Consider the following 21,789-nt stretch of genomic DNA (forward strand, 5'->3'; position numbering starts at 1 on the left):
GGTCAATACCCGGAATCCGCCCGCGAAACGACCGAAGGGCGCTTTCCCCAGGTCGGAAGCGGGGAAAGCGCCCTTCGGCCGATGCGGCGTCCTCAGCGGGCGAGTTGCTCATTCATGATGAGGAACGCGCCGAGACCGTGGAAATCGTTGGTGTTGCGTTTACGTGCGTAGTAATACGCCGTGTCCCCGACGTTCGTGCCTTCGGAGATGTTCGAGATGTCGGTCGTTCCGTCGGGTCCGGTCGAAACCTGGGACAAGACCCCGCGATACCCCTTCACGGCCACGGGCCGGTACTCGGCGCCGACGTAGCCGCGTTCCACCGCGCGGGAGAGCAGGAAGGTGTACATCGCCGAAGCCGAGGTCTCCAGCCAGTTGTCCTTGTCGCCGCCCCGGTCGACGACCTGGAACCAGCGGCCCGAAGCCCGGTCCTGCCAGCGGGCGTACCCCGCGGCGAGGAATTTCACGACGTCGACGAGACGACGACGTCGCGGATGGTCGCGGGGCAGGATTTCGAGGAGATCGATCGCGGTCATCCCGAGCCAGCCGATCGCGCGGCCCCAGTGGAATTTCGAATGCCGTCCGGGGCCCGACGCCCACGGTTCCGAGCCGTCTTCGTCGTAGGCGTGGTAGAGCAGGCCCTTCGCGGGCTCCTTGAGCCGGTCGAAGTAGACGCTGACGTTCTTCGCGGCCTCTTCGTAGCAGTAGGCGGCATCGCCGAAGGTCTTGCCGTACAGGGCGAGGAACGGCTGCGCCATGTACACGCCGTCCGCCCACAGCTGCCCGACCCGGCTCGTGGCGTGGAACATCCCGCCGTCGGACGTCCGGGGATAGGACGGGAACCTGGCGCGCAACTGGTCCGCCGCGGTCTTGTACTTCGCCTGACCGGTTTCGGTGTACAGCAAGGGGAACATCTGCCCGGAGCGCATCGCGTCCAGATTGGTGAAGTTGTTGGAAATCCCGCTTTCGGTGACGAATCTGTCGTACCAGGCGAGGATGAAGTCGAGGTAGGACTTCTCGCCGGTGCGCTGGTACACCAGGTACTGGCCGTAGAGGTAGAGCCCGCGGGTGTAGCCCCAGCCGCCGAGGGTGGCCGGGGTGTGCCGCTTCATCGTCGAGTCGACGACGGCGCGCGACCAATCCACCGGCGCCGCGGCGGCCACGCCGGGCAGGGCGAGCGCACCGACGGCGCCCGCGGTTCCCGCCAGCACCGTGCGCCGGGAAAGCCGTGCCGCGCGAAGAGGATCTGGGGACATTCGAGGCCCTTCCTGCGCCGGGGGAACCGGGGGAGTGAGTGACCGGGATGCCGATCCGCCGTCCGTCGCCATCCCGGCTGAACAACGTCTACCCGCGGTTTCGACGGCGAGTCAAGAGAGATCCGATCTCTTACGTCATATATCAGATACGCCACTCGAATGGGCGCTCCCGGTCGCCGGGACGGTCCCGATGGGCGGTACTCACCGGGCGAGCGTCCGCTCGCCTACGATCGGTGCGTGAACGAGCTGACCTTCCGCGGGCGCCGCGTCGCCCGGGACCGCGCCCTGGTCATGGCGATCGTCAACCGCACCCCCGACTCCTTCTACGACAGGGGGGCGACCTTCTCGGATCCGGACGCGCTCGCCGCCGTCGACCGGGCGGTGGCCGACGGCGCGGACATCGTCGACATCGGCGGGGTCAAGGCGGGCCCCGGCGCGGAGGTCGACGTCGAGGAAGAGATCCGACGGGTGGTCCCGTTCGTCGAACGGATCCGCGAACTGCACCCCGGCCTGGTGATCAGCGTCGACACGTGGCGCCACGAGGTGGGCAGGCGCGCGGCGGAGGCGGGTGCCGACCTGATCAACGACACCTGGGCGGGAGCCGATCCGAAACTGGCCGAGGTCGCCGCCGAGTTCGGCACCGGCTACGTCTGCTCGCACACCGGGAACGCCGTTCCGCGGACCCGTCCGTTCCGGGTGCGCTACCCGGACGTCGTCGCGGACGTCGTCGCGGAGACGACGGCGCACGCCGAAGCCGTCGTCGCGCTCGGCGTCCCGCGAGAAGGGGTGCTGATCGATCCGACGCACGACTTCGGCAAGAACACGTGGCACAGCCTGGCGCTGCTGCGGCACGCGCGGGAACTGGCCGACACCGGCTGGCCGGTGCTGATGGCACTGTCCAATAAGGACTTCGTCGGCGAGACGCTCGGCGTGGAGCTCGCGGAGCGGGTCGACGGCACCCTCGCCGCGACGGCCTGGGCGGTGGCCGAGGGGGCGAAGGTGTTCCGGGTGCACGAGGTGCGGCGCACGCGTCAGGTGCTGGAGATGGTCGCGTCCATCCAAGGGACGCGGCCGCCGTCACGCGCCATCCGCGGGCTGGCCTAGCCGTCCAAGGGGATGACGGCCGAAACCGTGGTGCCCGAGCCGGGTTCGCTCGCGACGGTCAGCTCACCGCCGAGCGCGCGGACCCGGTCACGGAGGCCGTGCAGCCCGGAGCCGCCGCCGAGGTCGGCCGTGCCGGTGCCGTCGTCGTGGACGTCCACCCGCAGGCCGTCGTCCTCGACACGGATGCACACGCGGACCTCCCCCGCCCGCGCGTGTTTCAAGGCGTTGGTGACCGCCTCCGAGACGACGAAATACGCCGTCGCCTCGACGGCACCGCTGAGCCGCGGCACGTCCGCGCCCGCGAGGTCGACGGAGAGCGGGACCCGGTCCAGCAGCGACCGGACCGCGGGGATCAGCCCGGCCTCGGTGAGGATCGCGGGGCGGAGCCCGCGCGCGAGCTCACGCAGTTCGGTGACCGTGGCCTGCAGTTCGTCGATGGTGCTCCTCAGCAGTGTCGCGACGGCGGGGGTGAGTTCGTCCCCGAGCCGGCGCTCCGCCATCCGCAGCAGCAGGACGACGCTGACCAGGCGTTGCTGTGCGCCGTCGTGCAGATCCCGCTCGACCCGCCGCCGTTCGTCGTCGGCGGCGGCCACGATGCGGGCGCGGGAGGCCTGGACCTCGACGAGGCGCTCCTCCAGCTCCGCGGCGAGCCGCTGGTTGTCCAGCACCAGCCCGGCGGCCGCGTTGAGCGCGTCGATCGACCGGCTGTCTTTCCACACCTCGTCGTCCTGCACGAGCGCGGCCAGCCCGGTGCCGTCGCGTTCCAGCAGGAGCCGGATCATCTCCGCGTTGCCGACGCGCGCCCGCAGCACGCCGATCAGGAACGTCAGCGGCCACAGGCAGAACGAGATCCGGTAGACGTCCAGCAGGGGTTCGGCGAGCGGGTGCCCGGAGCCGAGCGCGCTGCCGATCGTGGTGCTCACCGCGCCGACGACGGCGATCGCGAGGACGGGGGAGAGCAGCCGCCGCTGCGGGATCCGCCCGGTGAGCCAGCGATACAGCAGCACCACCACGACCCCGCCACCGATCAGCGCGCCGACCAGTTCCAGCAGCCGTTTGACCAGCTGTTCGGCCTCCGGCGAGGCGGCGACGGCGGCGAGGTTCCGCGGATCGTCGTTGACCAGCAGGCCGAGGACGGCCGACCCGAAGACCACGGTGTACGCGGAGAGGGCGAGCAACCGCTCCAAGCGCGACCGGAGTCTCCCGTGCGGGAAGGCGAGCACGAGATGGGCGATCACCGGGCTCGACGCGGCCGACAGCGCGAGGCCGGCCGTGTGCACCAGCGGTTCGTCGGCGAATTGCAGGTCCTCGGTGAACAACGCGAGCCCGGCCAGCGCGATGAGCAGGCCGATCGGGTTCGAGGCGCGGCGCACGTGCGCGACGGCGCCGGCGAGGAGGAAGAGGAACCCGGTCGTCGTGGACAGGGTGGTGTCGAGCACGGTGTGCGTGCCGTCGGCGATCTTGAGCGTCGACGCGACGACGCCCATCCCGATCCCGGCGGTCAGCACGCCCGCCATCGCGACGGTACGAGGGTGCGTCACCACTAAGCGTGATTCGCCCGTTCGGCCCGATCCGTTACACCGGTCCTGAAATGTGGAACAACAGTTCCGCCTGGTGTCAAGGATTCTCAGCATCTTTCCCGTCATTCGGATGGCGATGCAGGTACGCGGGTGAACATGCGACTCTCGCGCCACCACCCGAGCCGAGTCGTACCCTCCGAAAGGCGACCTTCCGTGCGCACCCACCACAGAACCCGCTTGCTGGCCGCGGCCTTCGCCGCCCTGACACTGGCCGGCGGGATCGCGGGATGTTCACGCGCGGACAGCGGCACCGCCCCGGCGGAGCAGAAGAGCCAGGGAGCCGCGGCCGAGGTGCGCGTCGGGTACTTCCCGAACGTGACGCACGCGCCCGCGCTGATCGGGGCCAAGAACGGCTTCTTCGCCAAGGAGCTCGGCTCGACGAAGCTCACCACCCAGACCTTCAACGCCGGCCCCGAAGAGGTCAACGCGCTGCTCGGCAACTCGCTCGACATCGCGTTCATCGGCTCCGGCCCGGCCATCAACGCCTTCACCAAGTCCAAGGGCGCCATCCAGCTGGTCTCCGGCGCGGTCACCGGCGGCGCGCAGCTGGTCGTGAAGCCCGAGATCACCGCGCCCGAGCAGCTCACCGGCAAGAACATCGCGACGCCGTCGCTGGCGAACACCCAGGACGTCGCGCTGAAGAAGTTCATCGCCGAAAAGAAGCTGCCCGACGTCAAGATCACCAACCTCGACAACCCGAAGACCTTCGACGCCTTCAAGAAGGGCGAGCTCGACGGCGGCTGGCTGCCGGAGCCGTGGTCCTCGCGGCTCGTGCTCGACGCGGGCGCGAAGGTCCTGCTGGACGAGAAGACGCTGTGGCCGGAAGGCAAGTTCCCGACCACGGTCGTGATCGTCCGCAGCGAGTTCCTGCAGCAGCACCCGGAGACCGTCACCGCCATCCTCAAGGGGGAACTCGCCGCCATCGAGTGGGCGAAGACCAACCCCGCCGAGGCGAAGAAGGTCGTCAACGGCGAGCTCAAGGCCCTCGCGGGCAGCACACTGAGCGAGGCCGTTCTCGACCGCGCGTTCTCCGGTATCGAACTCGGCATCGACCCGGTGGCGTCGACCTTCAGCCAGCTCGCGCAGGACTCGGTGACCGCGGGCGTGGTGAAGTCCGCGGTGGACCTCAAGGGGTTCGCCGATTTCGGCCCGCTCAACGCGGTGCTCGAAGAGCAGGGCAAGCCCGGCGTGAACGCGCCCGGGCTGACGAAGTGACCGGAGGGGATCAGCGATGACGACCACCTTGGAGCCCGGCCTGTCCACCGGTGTCGCCGTGCGCCTCGACGGGGTGCGGAAGGCTTTCGGGCCGACGGGCCGCGCCGTCGTGGCCCTCGACGGGATGGACCTGACGGTCGCCCCCGGCGAGTTCGTCTGTCTCCTCGGCGCCTCGGGCTGCGGCAAGAGCACCCTGCTGAACCTGGTCGCCGGTCTCGACCGGCCGACCTCGGGCTCGATCACCCTGGAGACCTCCCGGCCGGCGGTCATGTTCCAGGAGGCCGCGCTGATGCCGTGGCTGACCGCGGCCCGCAATGTCGAACTGCCGCTGCGTCTCGCCGGTTTCGGCCGGTCCGAACGTCGCCGGAAGGCGGCCGAACTGCTCGAACTCGTCCGCCTCGGCGGCGCGGGCGACAAGCGGCCGCACGAGCTTTCCGGCGGGATGCGGCAGCGCGTCGCGCTCGCCAGGGCGCTGGCCGCCACCCTGCGCGTCGGCGGTGACCCGGAGCAGTCGCTGCTGCTGATGGACGAGCCGTTCGCCGCGCTCGACGCCATCACCCGCGACGTCCTGCAGGGTGAACTGCTGCGCGTCTACCGCAGCACCGGCACGTCGGTGCTGTTCGTGACCCACGACGTCCGCGAGGCCGTCCGGCTCGGCCAGCGGGTCGTGCTGCTTTCGTCGCGGCCGGGCCGGGTCGTGCGGGAATGGCGCGACGTCCAGGCCTCCGACGCCGAGGAGCTGACGCTGGAGATCACCGGTCACCTCCGGGAGGTGATCAGTACCCATGCCGCGGCTTGACCGCCCCGAAACCGAGGCGGCGGACGCCGACGAGGCAGTCGGCGCGGGGCTGGACTCGCTCGACACCCCCACCGGGGAACGCCGGGAAAGCCGGGGCAAGCGGTTCCTGCGCGGTTTCGTGCCGCCGGTGGTCTTCCTGGTGTTGCTGGTCGCGCTGTGGCAGGCCTTGTGGGCCGCCGCGTTCTGGCCGGAGTCGATGCTGCCCGCGCCGCTCGCGGTCTGGGGTGAGCTCGTCGGCATCACCGTCGACGGCGAGATCTTCGAGTTCGTCTGGACGTCGGTCCATCGGGCCGCGCTGGGCTTCCTGATCGGCGTGGTCATCGGGACCCCGCTCGGGCTGCTGGTGGCGAAGGTCAAGATCGTCCGCGCCGCCGTCGGCCCGTTCCTGACCGGGCTGCAGAGCCTGCCGTCGGTGGCGTGGGTGCCCGCGGCGATCCTGTGGTTCGGGCTGAACGACGCGTCGATCTACTTCGTGGTCCTGCTGGGTTCGGTGCCTTCGATCGCGAACGGTCTCGTCTCGGGCATCGACCAGATCCCGCCGATCCTGCCGAGGGTCGGCCAGGTCATGGGGGCGAACCGGCTTTCGTCGGCGCGGCACATCCTGCTGCCCGCCGCGCTGCCCGGCTTCCTGGCGGGGCTCAAGCAGGGCTGGGCGTTCTCGTGGCGTTCGCTGATGGCCGCCGAGCTGATCGCGCTGTCCCCGGCGCTGGGCAAGGGACTCGGCGCGTACCTCAACGAGGGCTCGTCGTTCAACAGCATGGAAGGCGTGATCTCGGCGATCTTCCTGATCCTGCTGGTCGGCGTCGGTATCGAGCTGGTGGTGTTCCGTCCGCTGGAACGTTCGGTCCTGCGTGCGCGTGGTCTCACCGCGTCCCTTTAGGACTTTGGTCAGGCTAGCCTTACCCGCATGTCCGTTACTGGGGTGCGGGTCAAGGCGACCCTGACCGCGCTGATGATGTCGTTGCTGGTGGCCGGTTGTGGTTCTTCGCAATCGGCCGACGAGAGCCTGGTGCCGCCGGAGTCCCGGGGCACCTTCCCGGTGACCGTCGAGCACAAATACGGGTCGGCGACGGTCGAGAAGCAGCCTTCGAGGATCGTCACGCTCGGCCTGTCCGACCACGACGCCGTGCTGGCGCTCGGGATCCGGCCGGTCGGCGCCGTCGACTGGTTCAAGGAGCGGCCGTACGGGAAGTGGCCGTGGACCCAGGCTCGCTGGGGTGACAAGCGGCCGGAGGTCGTCGGCGAACGGGACGACTTCAACCTCGAGAAGATCGCCGCGCTGAAGCCGGACCTGATCCTCGCCCAGTACAGCGGGATGAAGAAGGAGCAGTACGACAAGCTCTCGCAGCTCGCGCCGGTCGTCGCGCAGCCGCCGAAGTACGAGGACTACGCGGCGCCGTGGCAGGAGATGACCCGGATGGTGGGCCGTGCGCTGGGGCTCCCGCGGAAGGCCGAAGACCTGATCGCCGGCATCGACCGGCGGTTCGCGCAGGCGCGGGCCGAACACCCCGGGTTCGCGAAGCTGACGATAGTCGTCGCCGACACCTTCGAGGCGGGCAAATTCTCCGCGTTCACCACGACCGACCCGAAGATGATCTTCATGACCGAGCTGGGCTTCCGGCCGTTCGAACCGGTCAAGGCACTGAGCAGGCCGGAGAACAACGTCGTCGAGGTCTCGTCCGAACGGTTCGACCTGTTCGACGCGGATCGCCTGGTGTGGCTGAACTCCGATCTTGGCGCGGAGGCTCGGATCCGGGCGGATCCGGTGTATCAGCGGCTGAAGGTGTCGGCGGAGAAGCGGGATCTGTTCATCACCTACGAGAACCCGCCGGTCGGGGCCGCGATCTCGTTCAACACCGTGCTGAGCATCCCGTACGCGATCGAACAGCTGGTGCCGAAGCTGGCGAGCTCCTGAGCGTTCACCTTCCGGAGGTGGCAAACCTACGACACCGTAAGTTACGGTGTCGTAGGTAGGCGTTTTCCGTACCCTGGAAGGACGAGACGCATGGCGGTCCCCGAAACCACCCGGCTGATGCTCGAGCTCGAGGGGACGGTGGAGGAGAACCTCAACCGGCATCTCACGGTCGCCAAGGAGTGGATGCCGCACGAGTACGTGCCCTGGGACGAAGGCCGCAACTTCGCCGATCTCGGCGGCGAGGCCTGGGATCCCGAGCAGTCGCGGGTGTCGCCGATCGCGCGGACGTCGTTGGAGGTCAACCTCCTCACCGAGGACAACCTGCCGAGCTACCACCGTGAAATCGAGCGCGCCTTCGGCCGCGACGGCGCGTGGGGCACGTGGGTGCATCGCTGGACCGCCGAAGAGGGCCGCCACGGGATCTGCATCCGCGACTACCTGCTGGTGACGCGCGCGGTGGACCCGGTCGAGCTGGAGCGGGCGCGGATGCAGACCATGCAGGCCGGGTACGACAGCGGCGACAAGGAGCTGCTGAACGTCTTCGCGTACGTGTCCTTCCAGGAGCTGGCGACGCGGATTTCACACCGCAACACCGGGAAGTACACGCAGGATCCGCTGTGCGAGAAGCTGCTCGCGCGGGTCGCGATGGACGAGAACCTGCACATGCTCTTCTACCGGAACCTGGTGCAGGCGTCGCTGGAGCTCTCACCCGACGCGATGATGCGCGCAATCACCGACGAGGTCGTCCAGTTCCAGATGCCGGGCGCGGTGATCCCGAGCTTCGTGCGGAAGGCCGCGCTGATCGCGAAGGCGGGCATCTACGACCTGCGGATCCACCACGACGAGGTGATCTGGCCGTTGCTGCGGCAGTGGAAGATCTTCGAGCTCGAAGGGCTCGGCGAGGTGGGGGAGAAGGCGCGGGACGAACTCGACCAGTTCCTGAAGGCCCTCGACACGCAGGCTTCACGCTTCGAGGAGCGTCGGGCGGCCGCTGAAGCCCGCGCCGCCGCCCGCCAGTCCTGACCCGCCCCCTCCACGCGAGCCACGCCCCACCCACGCGAGTTACGCCTTTACTCACGCGAGTTACGCCTCTGCTCACGCGAGTTACGCCTCAACCCACGCGAGTTACGCCTTCAATCACGGGAGTTGCGCGCTCAATCACGCGTGTTACGCCTCTGGCCACGCGAGTTGCGTGCTCAATCACGCGAGTTACGTCCCCAGCCACGTGAGTCACGCCCCCAGACACACGTGTCCGCCCTCGAACCCGTGAGAGCCGACGGCCATCACGTGTGATCCGGCGGCCGGCTCATGTGATCAGACGGACGACACGCGTGATTAAACGGACGACACGCGTGATCAGGCGGACGACTCACGTGTCGTCCATCGGATCACACGTGTCGTCCGCCGGAACACGCGTGCTTAAGGGCGTAACTCACGTGCTTGAGGGCGTAACTCGCGTGATTGGGGGAGTAACTCGCGTGACGGGAGGCGGGGAGCGTCAGCGCGAGCGGCGCGAGCCGGCGCGGGTCCCGGAGGAGAAAGCGGCGGCACCGCCGCGACGGGCCGGAGCACCGCCGGACTGGGTCCGCGAGGACTGGGCCCGGCTTGATTGGGACTTGCCGGCACCGGAGCCGCGGCGCGGCTGGGAGTCGGCGGCGCGACGACCCTGGCCGCCGCCCTTGGGCGCGCCTTCGCGACGTCCGGCGGACTCGGCCGCGCGACGGCCTTGGCCGGCGGGAGCACCTCGGCGGTCGCCCTCGGCGCGAGGCTGACGCGAACGCCCGTCGGAAGCGCGGCCGGAAGCGTCGCGACCGCCGCGAGAAGAGCCACGGCCGCCACCGGAAGCACCGCGGCCACCGGCGGACGGGCCTCGGCCACGTCCACCGCGGCCGCCACGCCCACCGCTGGCCGGACGGTCTTCGTCCTCACCCTTGCCCGGGATGGCCTCACCGCTGGCGCTGACCCGCTTCGGCCGCGTGTCCACGATCGGCCGCCGCGGCGACGCGGTGAACGAACGCTCACCGGGCGCCAGCTCCGACAGCAGCGGGTGGCCGGGGCCGAGCTGCGTCGTGGTCGGCTTGATACCCGCCTTGCGGGTGAGGTCGCGGACGTCGCCGACCTGCGCGTCGGTCATCAGCGTGACGACGGTGCCGGACGCCCCGGCCCGCGCGGTCCGGCCGGAGCGGTGCAGGTACGCCTTGTGCTCGACCGGCGGGTCGGCGTGGATGACCAGCGTGACGTCGTCGACGTGGATCCCGCGCGCGGCGATGTCGGTGGCGACCAGCGTCTTCGCCGCGCCGGAGGCGAACGCCTCCAGGTTGCGCGTGCGCGCGGTCTGGCCGAGGTTGCCGTGCAGTTCGACCGCCGGCACGCCGGAGGCCATGAGCTTGCGCGTCAGCTGCTTGGCGCGGTGCTTCGTGCGGGTGAACACCAGCGTGCGGCCCGGCGCGGCGGTGAGGTCGATCAGCACCGGCAGCCGGTGGGTCTCCTCCAGGTGCAGCACGTGGTGCTTCATGGTCGAGACCGGCGACTGGGCCGAGTCGACGCTGTGCGTGACCGGGTCGTGCATGAAGCGCTTGACCAGCACGTCGACGCCCGCGTCGAGGGTCGCGGAGAACAGCAGCCGCTGCCCGCGCTCCGGCGTCTCGGCCATGATGCGCCGGACGTCGGGAAGGAAGCCGAGGTCGGCCATGTGGTCGGCCTCGTCCAGCACGGTGATCTCGATGTGGTCGAGCTTCGCCTCGCCGGAGCGCATGTGGTCGGCGAGCCTGCCGGGGCACGCGACGACGATGTCGACGCCGTCACGCAGCCGGGTGATCTGCGGGTTGGGGCTGACGCCACCGAAGATCGTGGTGACCTTGAGGCCGAGCGGTTTGGCCAGCGGCAGGAACGACGCCTCGATCTGGGTCGCCAGTTCGCGCGTCGGCGCCAGGACCAGCGCACGCGGGCGGCCGGGGCGGCGGCGGGTCGGGCCTTCGGCGAGCCGGGCGAGGACGGGCAGCACGAAGCCGTACGTCTTGCCGGAGCCGGTGCGGCCGCGGCCGAGTACGTCCCGGCCCGCCAGCGAATGCGGCAGCGTGGCGGCCTGGATCGGGAACGGGCTGGTGACGCCCTGTTCGGCGAGCGCGTCGACGATGGTCTTGGGCAGGCCGAGTTCGGTGAAAGTAGGTGTGCTCATAAGCGTGTGGGCGCGAAGCGCGCCCTGGTATCTCCGTAAGGATAGGAACGGTTGTCCTGCCCGGCGCAGACCTCGGGGGCCGCGGCGCGTGGTCTTCGACAACGAAACGCGGCCCGAGGCAGAACTGAGCGGACCGCGTCGTCCAGTGTACTGGGTCGTGATCTCCCGGGCTACGTGATATCGCCCGCACCGGCCCGGTGATGTTCGTCGGTTCGGACGAGCCGGAGGCGGCGCCGCGGTGAAACGCTGGCCCGACCGGACGAAAGGGGACACGGGTGTCGAACGTTCAGGAACTGCAAGGGGTGCTCGACGAGCAGGCGCGTCGCGCGAACGTCCCCGGAGCGGTGGTGGGGGTGACTTACCGGGGCGAGGAGTCGGTATTCGCCACCGGAGTGTCCAGTGTGGACACCGGGCTTCCGGTCGATCCCGGCACCCTGTTCATGATCGGCTCCACCAGCAAGACCTTCGCCGCGGCCGCCGTGCTGGCCCTGGCCGAGGACGGCGTGCTCGATCTCGACAGGCCGGTCGTCGACTACGTTCCCGATCTCCCGCTGGCGGATCCGGTGGCACGCAAGACGGTGACCCTGCGTCATCTGCTCACGCATTCCGCCGGTTTCCTCGGCGACGTAGACTTCACCACCGGGTGGGGTGACGACGCGCTGGCCCTCGCGATCGCGAAGTTCGGCGACCTGCCGCAGAACTTCCCGCCCGGCGAGGTGTTCTCCTACTGCAACGCCGGATTCCAGCTGGCCGGACGAGTCGTCGAGGTGGTGGCGGGCGAACCCTTCGAGGACGTGGTCCGCGCCCGGCTGCTCGAACCGCTCGGCATGACCGAGTCGTATTACCTGCCCTGGGAAGTGCTCACGCGCCGTCACGCCGTCGGGCACGTGCTGCGCGACGGCGAACCGGCGGTCGAGCACACCGTGGGACTCACCCGCGCGGACAGCGCGAGCGGCGGGCTGTGGTCGACGGCGGGAGACCAGTTGAAATGGGCCCGGTTCTTCCTGACCGGAGAAGCCGAGGGCGAGCCGCCGATCAGTGAGGAGACCCGCGACCTCATGAGGTCGCCGCAACGCAAGGCCGCGCTGGGGTTCGAGGAGGTCGGGCTGAGCTGGCTGCACACGACCCATGGCGCCGCCCGGCTGGTCCGGCACGGCGGCAACGTGAGCAACCTGCAGCTGTCGGACTTCGTCACCCTGCCGGAACACGATTTCGCCGTCACGGTGCTGACCAACAGCGCGGGCGGGTCCGCGCTGGGCGCGAAAATCGTCGAATGGTGCCTGGTACATCTGGTCGGGCTGCCCTCGCTGGAGATCCCACCGCCCGTGCCGCAGCCGGACATCGCCGAGTACCTGGGCCGCTACCAGACCGGTGACCTGGCGTTCGTGGTCGAGGACCGCGACGGCGCCCTCTGGGCCCAGCTGGTCGCCGACGTCGAGGGTTTCCCCTCGCCGCCGCCGTTCGAGGCCGTTTTCGTGGGCGGTGACGCGATCGCCCCCGCCGCCGACACCCGTAAACCCACCGCGCGTTTCCTGCGCGACGAGCGTGGACGGGTGACTTCGATCGAGTTCGGTGGCCGGACGGCGAAGCGAGGCGCTACGGTTACCGGGTAGTAACTTCGGCTGACCAGGAGTGACCATGAGCGAAAAGGCGACCGCGTTGTTGCTGAACCCGGGTGGGTACGACCCCCAGCAGTTCGACCCGGAGACGCGTCGCCTGTTGCGTGCCACCATCGAGTGGTTCGAACAGCGTGGCAAGCGCAAGCTCGTCGAGGACTACCACGACCGGACCTTCTACGCGGACTTCATCGAGTTCGCGGGCAAGGAAGGCCTGTTCTCGACGTTCCTCACTCCTGGCGCGAACGCCGAGGGGAACCCCGACAAGCGCTGGGACACCGCGCGGGTCGCGGCCCTGTCGGAAATCCTCGGTTTCTACGGCTTGAATTATTGGTACCCGTGGCAGGTCACCATCCTCGGCCTGGGCCCGGTGTGGCAGAGCGCGAACGAGGCCGCCCGCAAACGCGCGGCGGACTCGCTCGCGGCCGGCGGCGTCGCCGCGTTCGGACTGTCCGAAAAGGAGCACGGGGCCGACATCTACTCGTCGGACCTCGTGCTCACCCCGGACGGCAAGGGCGGCTACCGCGCGAACGGGTCGAAGTACTACATCGGCAACGGCAACTGCGCGCGGACCGTGTCGGTGTTCGGCCGCATCGACGGCGTCGAGGGCCCGGACCAGTACGTGTTCTTCTACGCGGACTCGGAACACCCGAACTACCGCGTGGTGAAGAACGTCGTGCCGTCGCAGATGTACGTCGCCGAATTCGAGCTGAACGACTACCCGGTGTCCGAAGAGGACATCCTGCACGTCGGCGCGGACGCGTTCTCCGCGGCGCTGAACACGGTCAACATCGGCAAGTTCAACCTGTGCTTCGGCGGCATCGGGATGTCGACGCACTCGCTGTACGAGGCGATCACGCACGCGCACAACCGGGTGCTCTACGGCAAGAAGGTCACCGATTTCCCGCATGTGCGCCGGGAATTCGTCGAGGCGTACGCGCGGCTCGTCGCGATGAAGCTGTTCTCCGACCGCGCCGTGGACTACTTCCGCAGCGCGAACGCGGACGACCGCCGGTACCTGCTGTTCAACCCGATCACCAAGATGAAGGTGACCACCGAGGCGCAGAAGGTCATCGGCCTGGTCGCGGATGTGGTGGCGGCCAAGGGTTTCGAGGCGGACACCTACCTCGCGATGTCCAAGAACGACATCGACGGCCTGCCGAAGCTGGAAGGCACGGTGGCGGTGAACCTCGCGCTGATCGCGAAGTTCGTGCCCGCGTACCTGTTCGCGCCGCAGGCCTACGAGCCGGTGCCGACCCGGTCCGACGCGGCCGACGACGAGTTCCTGTTCCGCCAGGGCCCCGCGCGCGGGCTGTCCAAGGTGCGGTTCCACGACTGGCGCGAGGCGTACGCGAAGGCGTCCGCGATCCCGAACGTCGCGCGGTTCACCGAGCAGGCCGAGGCGCTGGTGAAGCTGTTCACCGACGCGGCCCCGGACGAGGCGCAGCAGCAGGACATCGACTTCGGCCTCGCGCTGACCGAGCTGTTCACGCTGGTCGTCTACGGGCAGCTGGTGCTGGAGCAGGCCGAGATCACCGGGATCGAGACCGAGGTCGTCGACCAGATCTTCGCCATCCTGGTGCAGGACTTCAGCCTCACCGCGATCGAGCTGCACGGGAAGGCGTCCTCGACGGACGCGCAGCAGGCGCTCGCGCTGGCTTCGATCCGGAAGCCGGTCGTGGACGCGGCGCGCTTCGACCACGTGTGGTCCCTGGTCCGCGATCTCTCGGGCGCCTACGCGATGAACCCGTAAAGTCCCGTGAAGGCCCCCTTCCCTCGGCTCAGCCGAGGGAAGGGGGCCTTCACGCGCAAAGTGACCTTACTTGCCGAAGCCGGCCTTCCGGAGCGCGTCCGCCATGGCGCCGCCGCCCCCGGAGTTGCCGCCGCGGTCTCGGCCGCCACCACGGCCGCCCTGGCCGCCACGCTGACCGCCGCCCTGGCCGCCACGCTGCCCGCCGCCCTGACGCTGGCCGCGGTCACGACCGCCGCCGCCCTGCTCGCGAGCGGGTTTGCCGGGCTCGTCGTCCAGGCGCAGGGTCAGCGAGATCCGCTTGCGCGGCACGTCGACCTCCAGCACCTTCACCTTGACGATGTCGCCGGGTTTCACGACCTCACGCGGGTCCTTGACGAAGTTCTTCGACAGCGCCGAGACGTGCGCGAGGCCGTCCTGGTGCACGCCGACGTCGATGAACGCGCCGAACGCGGCCACGTTCGTCACGACGCCTTCCAGCCGCATTCCCGGCTTGAGGTCGCCGATCTTCTCGACGCCGTCGGCGAAGGTCGCGGTCTTGAACGCCGGACGCGGGTCGCGGCCCGGCTTTTCGAGTTCGGCGAGGATGTCGGTCACCGTCGGGAGACCGAAGGTGTCGTCGACGAACTCCGTGGGCTTCAGCGCCTGCAGCGTCCGCGTGTTGCCGATCAGCGAGCGGATGTCGGTGCCGGTGGAGCTCAGGATCCGCCGGACCACCGGGTACGCCTCCGGGTGCACCGAGGACGAGTCGAGCGGGTCGTCGCCGTCCGGGATCCGGAGGAAGCCCGCGCACTGCTCGAAGGCCTTGGGGCCGAGCCGCGCGACCTCCTTGAGCCCGCTGCGCGTCTTGAACGGCCCGTTCTCGTCGCGGTGCGCGACGATGTTCTCCGCCAGGGTCGTCGTGATACCCGAGACGCGGGTCAGCAGCGGCGCCGACGCCGTGTTGACGTCCACGCCGACGGCGTTCACACAGTCTTCGACCACCGCGTCGAGTGAACGCGACAGCGAGATCTCGGACAGGTCGTGCTGGTACTGCCCGACACCGATCGACTTCGGGTCGATCTTCACCAGTTCCGCCAGCGGGTCCTGCAGCCGTCGTGCGATGGAGACCGCGCCGCGCAGCGAGACGTCCATGCCCGGCAGCTCCTGCGACGCGAACGCCGACGCCGAGTAGACCGACGCGCCCGCCTCGGAGACGACGGCCTTCGTCAGCTTCAGTTCCGGGTGCTTCTTGATCAGCTCACCGGCCAGCTTGTCGGTCTCGCGCGACGCGGTGCCGTTGCCGATCGAGATCAGATCCACCTTGTGCCGGGCGCACAGCGCGGCGAGTTCGGCGATGGACTGGTCCCATTTGTTCGCGGGCTGGTGCGGGTAGATCACGTGGGTGGCGACGACCTTGCCGGTCGCGTCGACGACGGCGACCTTGACGCCGGTGCGGAAGCCCGGGTCGAGGCCCATCGTGGCGCGCGTGCCGGCCGGGGCGGCGAGCAGCAGGTCGCGCAGGTTCGCGGCGAACACGCGGACGGCGTCGTCCTCGGCCGACTGGCGCAGCCGCATCCGCAGGTCGATGCCCAGGTGCAGCAGGATCTTCGTGCGCCACGCCCAGCGGACGGTGTCGCCGAGCCACTTGTCGGCGGGGCGGCCTTCGTTCGAGATGCCGAACTTGTGGGCGATGCGGTTCTCGTACTCGGTCGGCCCGGTCTTCGGTTCTTCGGAGGGCTCCTCCGACTCCATCGTGAGGTCGAGGATCTCCTCCTTCTCACCGCGGAACATCGCGAGGATGCGGTGCGAGGGGAGCTTGGTGTAGGGCTCAGAGAAGTCGAAGTAGTCGGAGAACTTCGCGCCCTCTTCGGCCTTGCCGTCGCGGACCTTCGAGGCCAGACGGCCTTCCGCCCACATCTTCTCGCGCAGTTCGCCGATCAGGTCGGCGTCCTCGGCGAAGCGTTCGACGAGGATCGCGCGGGCGCCGTCCAGCGCGGCCTGCGCGTCCGCGACGCCCTTGTCGGCGTCGACGAACACCGCGGCGGCGGCCTGCGGGTCGGTGTTCGGGTCGCTCAGCAGCCCGTCGGCGAGCGGCTCCAGACCGGCCTCGCGGGCGATCATCGCCTTCGTCCGCCGCTTGGGCTTGTACGGCAGGTAGATGTCTTCGAGGCGGGACTTGGTGTCCGCCGCCATGATCGACGCTTCGAGCGCCTCGTCCAGCTTGCCCTGGCTGCGGATCGACTCCAGCACGGCGACCTTGCGCTCGCCGAGTTCCCGCAGGTAGCGGAGGCGTTCTTCGAGGGTGCGGAGCTGGGTGTCGTCCAGCATCCCGGTGACCTCTTTGCGGTACCGGGCGATGAACGGCACGGTCGATCCGCCGTCCAGCAGGTCGACGGCCGCCTTGACCTGCCCTTCGCGCACACCGAGTTCTTCGGCGATCTTCTGCTCGACTGTCTGCAGGCCCTGCACGCTCACTCCCACGCTCCTGAATCCGCCCTCGGGTGCTCTCGGACCCTGCATTCTGCCGCTCGTGCCGAGCCGACTTTCGTATGGCCTCCTCTAACCGAACCCTTGACAGTTGTATTGGTCTGTACCATTTTGATGTGGCCGACATCACCCGTTCGTGGAGGCCAGTCGTGAAAGTGAAGCCCAAACACGCGTTCCTCGCCCTGCTGTCGTCACTGGCCGTGTGCCTGGGGGTGACTTTCGCGGTCTCGGGCAGCGCCTCGGCCGCCAACATCCTGACCAACCCCGGCTTCGAACTCGGGACCACGAGCGGCTGGACCTGCACCGGAGCGAACGCGGTGGTCACCACGCCGGTCCACTCGGGCACTCGCGCGCTCAGCGCCACCCCGGCGGGGCAGGACAACGCCCGCTGCTCGCAGAGCGTGGCCGTGAAGGCCAACACCGCGTACACGCTTTCGGCGTGGGTGCAGGGCAGCTACACCTACCTCGGTGTTACCGGCACCGGGACGGGTGACAAGAACACCTGGACCCCCGGCGGCGGCAGCTGGTCGCAGCTCTCGCTGAGCTTCACCACCGGCGCGTCCACCACGAGCGTCGAGATCTACCTGCACGGCTGGTACGGCCAGCCCGCGTACTTCGCCGACGACGTGAACCTCGACGGCCCCGGCGGCTCTCCCACCACGACGCCGACGACCCCCACCACGCCGACGACCACGACCCCCACCACCAGCAACCCGCCGACGACCACGACGAGCACCCCGCCGACTGGGAACCTGCCGAAGCACGTGATCACCGGCTACTGGCAGAACTTCTACAACGGCGCGAAGGCGCTCAAGCTCGCCGACGTCCCGACGAAGTACAACATCATCGCGGTGTCCTTCGCCGACGCGACGGCCACGCCGGGCGCGGTCAGCTTCACCCTCGACTCCGGTCTGTCGAGCCAGCTCGGCGGCTACACCGACGCGCAGTTCAAGGCCGACATCAAGACGGCGCAGGCGCGCGGGCAGAAGGTCATCCTGTCCGTCGGCGGTGAGAAGGGCACGATCCGCGTCGACTCCGCGGCCGCGGCGACGAACTTCTCCAACAGCATGAAGTCGCTCATCGCGACCTACGGTTTCGACGGCGTCGACATCGACCTCGAGAACGGCGTCAACGCGACCTACATGGCGCAGGCGCTGCGCAGCATCCACGCGGCGGGCGGCTCGATCATCACCATGGCGCCGCAGACGATCGACATGCAGAGCCCGGCGGCGGAGTACTTCAAGCTGGCGCTGAACGTCAAGGACATCCTGACGATCGTCAACATGCAGTACTACAACAGCGGCTCGATGCTCGGCTGCGACCAGAAGGTCTACTCGCAGGGCACGGTCGACTTCCTCACCGCGCTGGCCTGCATCCAGCTGCAGAGCGGACTGCGGGCCGACCAGGTCGGGCTCGGCCTGCCCGCGTCGACCTCGGCGGCCGGTGGTGGCTACCAGGCGCCCGGCAACACGGTCAACGCGCTGAACTGCCTGGCGAAGGGCACGAACTGCGGTTCGTTCAAGCCTTCGACGACGTACCCGACGATCCGGGGCGCGATGACCTGGTCGATCAACTGGGACGCCTCGCAGGGCTACGCGTGGTCGAACACGGTGAGCGCGGGCCTGGCAGGCCTCCCGTGATGATCCGCTAGACCGGGGCGGGTGCCGGCGTCGCGCGGGCGACGGCACCCGCCCCTTCCATTGCCCGCGTTCAGTCCTCTGGATGCGGTAGTTGGCAGGGCGAACTACCGCATCCAGAGGACTGAACGCGTGAGGTCAGAGCGGGGTGAGGGGGATGCGCAGGGCGGCCGGGGCGTGCGGGGGCACGACGGGTTTGAGCGGGGCGACAGGGGACAGGCGCCGGTAGGGGGAGCCGAGCGGCGGCCGCGGGTCGGCCTCGCCCTTGTTGGGCCACAACGACATCGCGCGCTCCGCCTGTGCGGTGATGGTCAGCGACGGGTTCACCCCGAGGTTCGCCGAGATCGCCGAGCCGTCCGCGATGTGCAGCCCGGGATAGCCGTGCACACGCTGGTACGCGTCGACGACGCCGGTCTCGGCGCTGTCGCCGATCGCGCAACCGCCGATGAAATGGCCGGTGATCGGGATGTTCGCCAGATCCGTCCACGCGCCCTGCGCCAGCCCGTCGATCTTGTCCGCCACCCGCCGCGTGACCTCGTGCCCGGCCGGGATCCATTCCGGGTTCGGCTCGCCGATGCCCTGTCTCGTGGTCATCCGGCGGCCGAAGAGCCCGCGTTTCGTGTACGTGGTCACGGAATTGTTCAGCGTCTGCATCACCAGCAACCCGACCATCCGCTCCGACCACCGTCGTGGGTTGTGCAGCCGCACCAGCTGCCGCCGGTTCCGCCATAGTTCGCGCGCGCCCAGCACCCACCGGCGTTTGCCCGGCTCGGCGTCGACGAGCACCGTCGTCAGCAGGCCCATGAAGTTGCTGCCCTTGCCGTAGCGCACCGGTTCGACGTGCGTGACGGCGTCGGGATGGATCGACGACGTGATCGCGACGCCGCGGGTGAAGTCGGTGTCCTCGCGCAGGGAACGCGCGGCGAGCACGGCCTCGGAGTTCGTCCTGGCGAGCAGACCCAGGCGCGGCGACAGCTTCGGCAGTGTTCCCGAGTCCTTCAAGGAATGCAGAAGCCGTTGCGTGCCGAGGGAAGCGGCGGCGAACACGACTTCGGAGGCGGTGAAGGTCCGCTCGCGTTTGCGGAACCACCGTCCCGTTCGGACGGTGTCGATCGCGTAGCCACCGTCGATCGGCCGGACCGATACGGCGGTGGTCAGCGGATGGACCTCCGCGCCCGCTTTCTCCGCCAGGTACAGATAGTTCTTGACGGTCGTGTTCTTCGCGCCGACCCGGCAGCCGGTCATGCACTCGCCGCAGTGCGTGCACGGTTTGCGCAGCGGGCCCTCGCCGCCGAAGAACGGGTCGACGTCGCGCTCGCCGAAATGCACGCCGACCGGTGTCGGCCGGTAGGTGTCCGCGATGCCCATGTCCTCGGCGACCTCGCGCAGCACGCGGTCGGCCGGGGTGACCAGCGGGTTCTCCACCACGCCGAGCATCCGTTTCGCCTGGTCGTAATGCGGGGCGAGCTCGGCCTTCCAGTCGGTGATGTGCGCCCACTGCGGATCCTGGTAGAAGGTGTCCGGGGGTTCGTAGAGCGTGTTCGCGTAGACGAGCGACCCGCCGCCGACGCCCGCGCCGCTCAGTACGAAGGTGTTCTTCAGCAACGTGAGCCGCTGGATGCCGTAACAGCCCAGTTTCGGGGCCCACAGGTACTTCCGCAGCCGCCACGACGTCTTCGCGAACTCGTCGTCGGCGAACCGGCGGCCGGTCTCCAGCACACCGACGCGGTACCCCTTCTCGGTGAGCCGCAGCGCGGTGACGCTGCCGCCGAAACCGGAGCCGATCACCAGCACGTCGTAGTTCATCGCGCGCCCGCCGTGCGGTAGTCGCCGAGGTCGAGCTTCTTCGTCCGCCGGTCGTACTCGGTGACCAGGCCCGGCCAGTTCGTGCTCACCCGGCCGTTCTCCTGGCGGTACCAGCTGTCGCAGGACGTCCAGACACTGCGCCCGAGGCGTCGCTGGATCTCCTCGTCGTAGGCCTGCTCGACCTCCGGCACGACGTCCATATAGGACACTTCGGGTTTGGCGAGGTGCTCGACGGCCTGTCGGATGTAGCGGGCCTGGCGTTCGATCATGTAGATGATGGAGCCCGCGCCGAGGTTCGTGTTGGGCCCGTAGACGCAGAACAGGTTCGGGAAACCCGGCACGGTCATGCCGAGGTACGCCCGAGCCCCGCCCTTCCACGCGTCGGACAGCGCCCGCCCGCCGAGCCCCTCGATCTCGAGTTCACCGAGGAAGTCGGTCGCCGCGAAGCCCGTCCCGTAGACGATGACGTCGGCTTCGTGCTCGACGCCGTCTTCGGTGAGTACGCCGGACGGCGTGATCGCGCTGATGTGCCGGGTTTCCACGGCGACGTTGTGCTGCGCCAGCGCGGGCAGGTACTCGTTGGTGAACAGGATCCGCTTGCAGCCCAGCGGATAGTCCGGGGTGAGCTTCTCGCGCAGCGCACGGTCCTTGATGTGACGTCGGCGAAGCTGGGCCGTCCGCAGCTCGAAGACCTTGGCGAGCAACGGATGTTTGGTCATCGCGTAGGTCGCGTACTCCGCGAGGAGGAAGATCCGCAGCCTGCCGAGCAGCTGGGTGGCCGGGAGATGCCGGAACAGCCGCTGCTGCCAGCGCCGGTAACTCGTGTCCCGTTTGGCCATGATGTACGGCGCGGTGCGCTGGAAGACCGTCAGCTCGCCCGCCTGGCGCTGGAGTTCGGGCACGAACTGGATCGCGCTCGCGCCGGTGCCGATCACCGCGACCTTCTTGCCGCGCAGATCGACGTCGTGATCCCAGTGCGCGGAGTGGAAACTGGCGCCCTCGAAGGTCTCCTGGCCGGGGATGTCCGGCTGGACCGGGCGCGAAAGCTGGCCGACGGCGGGCACGAAGACGTTGGCCTCGAACGTCTCGCCGCCCGCGGTCTCCACCCGCCAGAGCCCGCGCTCCTCGTCGAAGGCCGCGGCGGTGACGCGGGTGCCGAACCGGATGTGCGGTTCGAGCCCGTAGCGGCGCACCACGCGCTTGAGGTAGGCGTGGATGTCCGGTTGCAGCGAGAACCGCTTCGGCCAGTCGGGATTGGGCTCGTAGGAGAACGAGTACAGCGGCGACGGGATGTCGCAGCCCGCGCCGGGGTAGGTGTTCTCCCGCCAGACGCCGCCCGGTTCGTCGGCGCTCTCCAGGATGGTGAAGTCGTCGAACCCGGCGCGTTTGAGCTCGATCGCCGTCCCGACCCCGCCGAAGCCCGTTCCTACGATCAGCACGCTCGTCATGCCGATCGAAGTTACCCAG

15 protein-coding genes are annotated in these 21,789 nt (G+C 69.1%); 9 read left to right on the forward strand and 6 right to left on the reverse strand.

Annotated elements, in window-relative coordinates:
- Positions 1-92 precede the first annotated feature (92 nt).
- Positions 93-1,253, reverse strand: coding sequence for a glycoside hydrolase family 88/105 protein (locus ACZ1DY_RS09850; protein ID WP_465484133.1), 1,161 nt, complete (start codon positions 1,251-1,253; stop codon positions 93-95).
- A 237-nt stretch (positions 1,254-1,490) separates the two neighbouring features.
- On the opposite strand from ACZ1DY_RS09850, the gene folP reads away from it, so the two are divergent.
- Positions 1,491-2,357 carry a dihydropteroate synthase gene (gene folP / locus ACZ1DY_RS09855; RefSeq protein WP_126737369.1) on the forward strand — a complete coding sequence of 289 codons (867 nt, stop codon included), beginning with the start codon at positions 1,491-1,493 and terminating at the stop codon, positions 2,355-2,357.
- Here folP and ACZ1DY_RS09860 read toward each other — a convergent pair.
- On the reverse strand, positions 2,354-3,874 hold the full coding sequence (locus ACZ1DY_RS09860; RefSeq protein ID WP_465485632.1) for a sensor histidine kinase: 1,521 nt from the start codon (positions 3,872-3,874) through the stop codon (positions 2,354-2,356). The two genes, folP and ACZ1DY_RS09860, sit on opposite strands and share 4 nt — an antisense overlap.
- Positions 3,875-4,090: 216 nt before the next feature.
- On the opposite strand from ACZ1DY_RS09860, the gene ACZ1DY_RS09865 reads away from it, so the two are divergent.
- The 5 genes from ACZ1DY_RS09865 (at position 4,091) to ACZ1DY_RS09885 (ending at position 8,889) form a co-directional block, all read left to right on the forward strand.
- A complete protein-coding gene (locus ACZ1DY_RS09865) occupies positions 4,091-5,152 on the forward strand; it encodes an ABC transporter substrate-binding protein (RefSeq protein WP_465484134.1) in 1,062 nt (353 codons plus the stop codon).
- Positions 5,153-5,168: 16 nt separating this feature from the next.
- Entirely contained in the window at positions 5,169-5,951 is a 783-nt protein-coding gene (locus ACZ1DY_RS09870) for an ABC transporter ATP-binding protein (protein ID WP_257488660.1), read from the forward strand.
- A complete protein-coding gene (locus ACZ1DY_RS09875; protein ID WP_257488659.1) occupies positions 5,938-6,831 on the forward strand; it encodes an ABC transporter permease in 894 nt (297 codons plus the stop codon). The genes ACZ1DY_RS09870 and ACZ1DY_RS09875 overlap by 14 nt, the downstream gene beginning before the upstream one ends.
- Positions 6,832-6,858: 27 nt before the next feature.
- Entirely contained in the window at positions 6,859-7,866 is a 1,008-nt protein-coding gene (locus tag ACZ1DY_RS09880) for an iron-siderophore ABC transporter substrate-binding protein (RefSeq protein ID WP_465484135.1), read from the forward strand.
- A gap of 90 nt (positions 7,867-7,956) precedes the next feature.
- Entirely contained in the window at positions 7,957-8,889 is a 933-nt protein-coding gene (locus tag ACZ1DY_RS09885) for an acyl-ACP desaturase (protein WP_126737373.1), read from the forward strand.
- Between the two features lie 475 nt (positions 8,890-9,364).
- Here the strand turns inward: ACZ1DY_RS09885 and ACZ1DY_RS09890 are convergent, their stop codons facing one another.
- Positions 9,365-11,044, reverse strand: a complete 1,680-nt coding sequence (locus ACZ1DY_RS09890; protein WP_126737374.1) for a DEAD/DEAH box helicase — start codon at positions 11,042-11,044, stop codon at positions 9,365-9,367.
- A 275-nt stretch (positions 11,045-11,319) separates the two neighbouring features.
- Here ACZ1DY_RS09890 and ACZ1DY_RS09895 point away from each other — a divergent pair, with 275 nt between their 5' ends.
- Positions 11,320-12,657, forward strand: a complete 1,338-nt coding sequence (locus tag ACZ1DY_RS09895; RefSeq protein WP_465484136.1) for a serine hydrolase domain-containing protein — start codon at positions 11,320-11,322, stop codon at positions 12,655-12,657.
- A gap of 25 nt (positions 12,658-12,682) precedes the next feature.
- A complete protein-coding gene (locus ACZ1DY_RS09900; RefSeq protein ID WP_257488655.1) occupies positions 12,683-14,413 on the forward strand; it encodes an acyl-CoA dehydrogenase in 1,731 nt (576 codons plus the stop codon).
- Between the two features lie 66 nt (positions 14,414-14,479).
- Here the strand turns inward: ACZ1DY_RS09900 and ACZ1DY_RS09905 are convergent, their stop codons facing one another.
- Positions 14,480-16,867, reverse strand: coding sequence for a Tex family protein (locus tag ACZ1DY_RS09905; protein WP_465484137.1), 2,388 nt, complete (start codon positions 16,865-16,867; stop codon positions 14,480-14,482).
- Between the two features lie 161 nt (positions 16,868-17,028).
- On the opposite strand from ACZ1DY_RS09905, the gene ACZ1DY_RS09910 reads away from it, so the two are divergent.
- Positions 17,029-18,519, forward strand: coding sequence for a chitinase (locus tag ACZ1DY_RS09910; RefSeq protein ID WP_257488653.1), 1,491 nt, complete (start codon positions 17,029-17,031; stop codon positions 18,517-18,519).
- A gap of 135 nt (positions 18,520-18,654) precedes the next feature.
- Here ACZ1DY_RS09910 and ACZ1DY_RS09915 read toward each other — a convergent pair whose 3' ends face one another.
- Positions 18,655-20,322, reverse strand: a complete 1,668-nt coding sequence (locus ACZ1DY_RS09915) for a GMC oxidoreductase (RefSeq protein ID WP_465484138.1) — start codon at positions 20,320-20,322, stop codon at positions 18,655-18,657.
- The gene (locus tag ACZ1DY_RS09920; RefSeq protein WP_465485633.1) at positions 20,319-21,776 is read right to left on the reverse strand and encodes a flavin-containing monooxygenase; all 1,458 of its coding nucleotides are present in this window, start codon (positions 21,774-21,776) and stop codon (positions 20,319-20,321) included. Before ACZ1DY_RS09920 ends, ACZ1DY_RS09915 begins: the two co-directional genes overlap by 4 nt.
- Positions 21,777-21,789 lie beyond the last annotated feature (13 nt).

It is taken from the genome of Amycolatopsis sp. PSD-21, assembly GCF_055561455.1.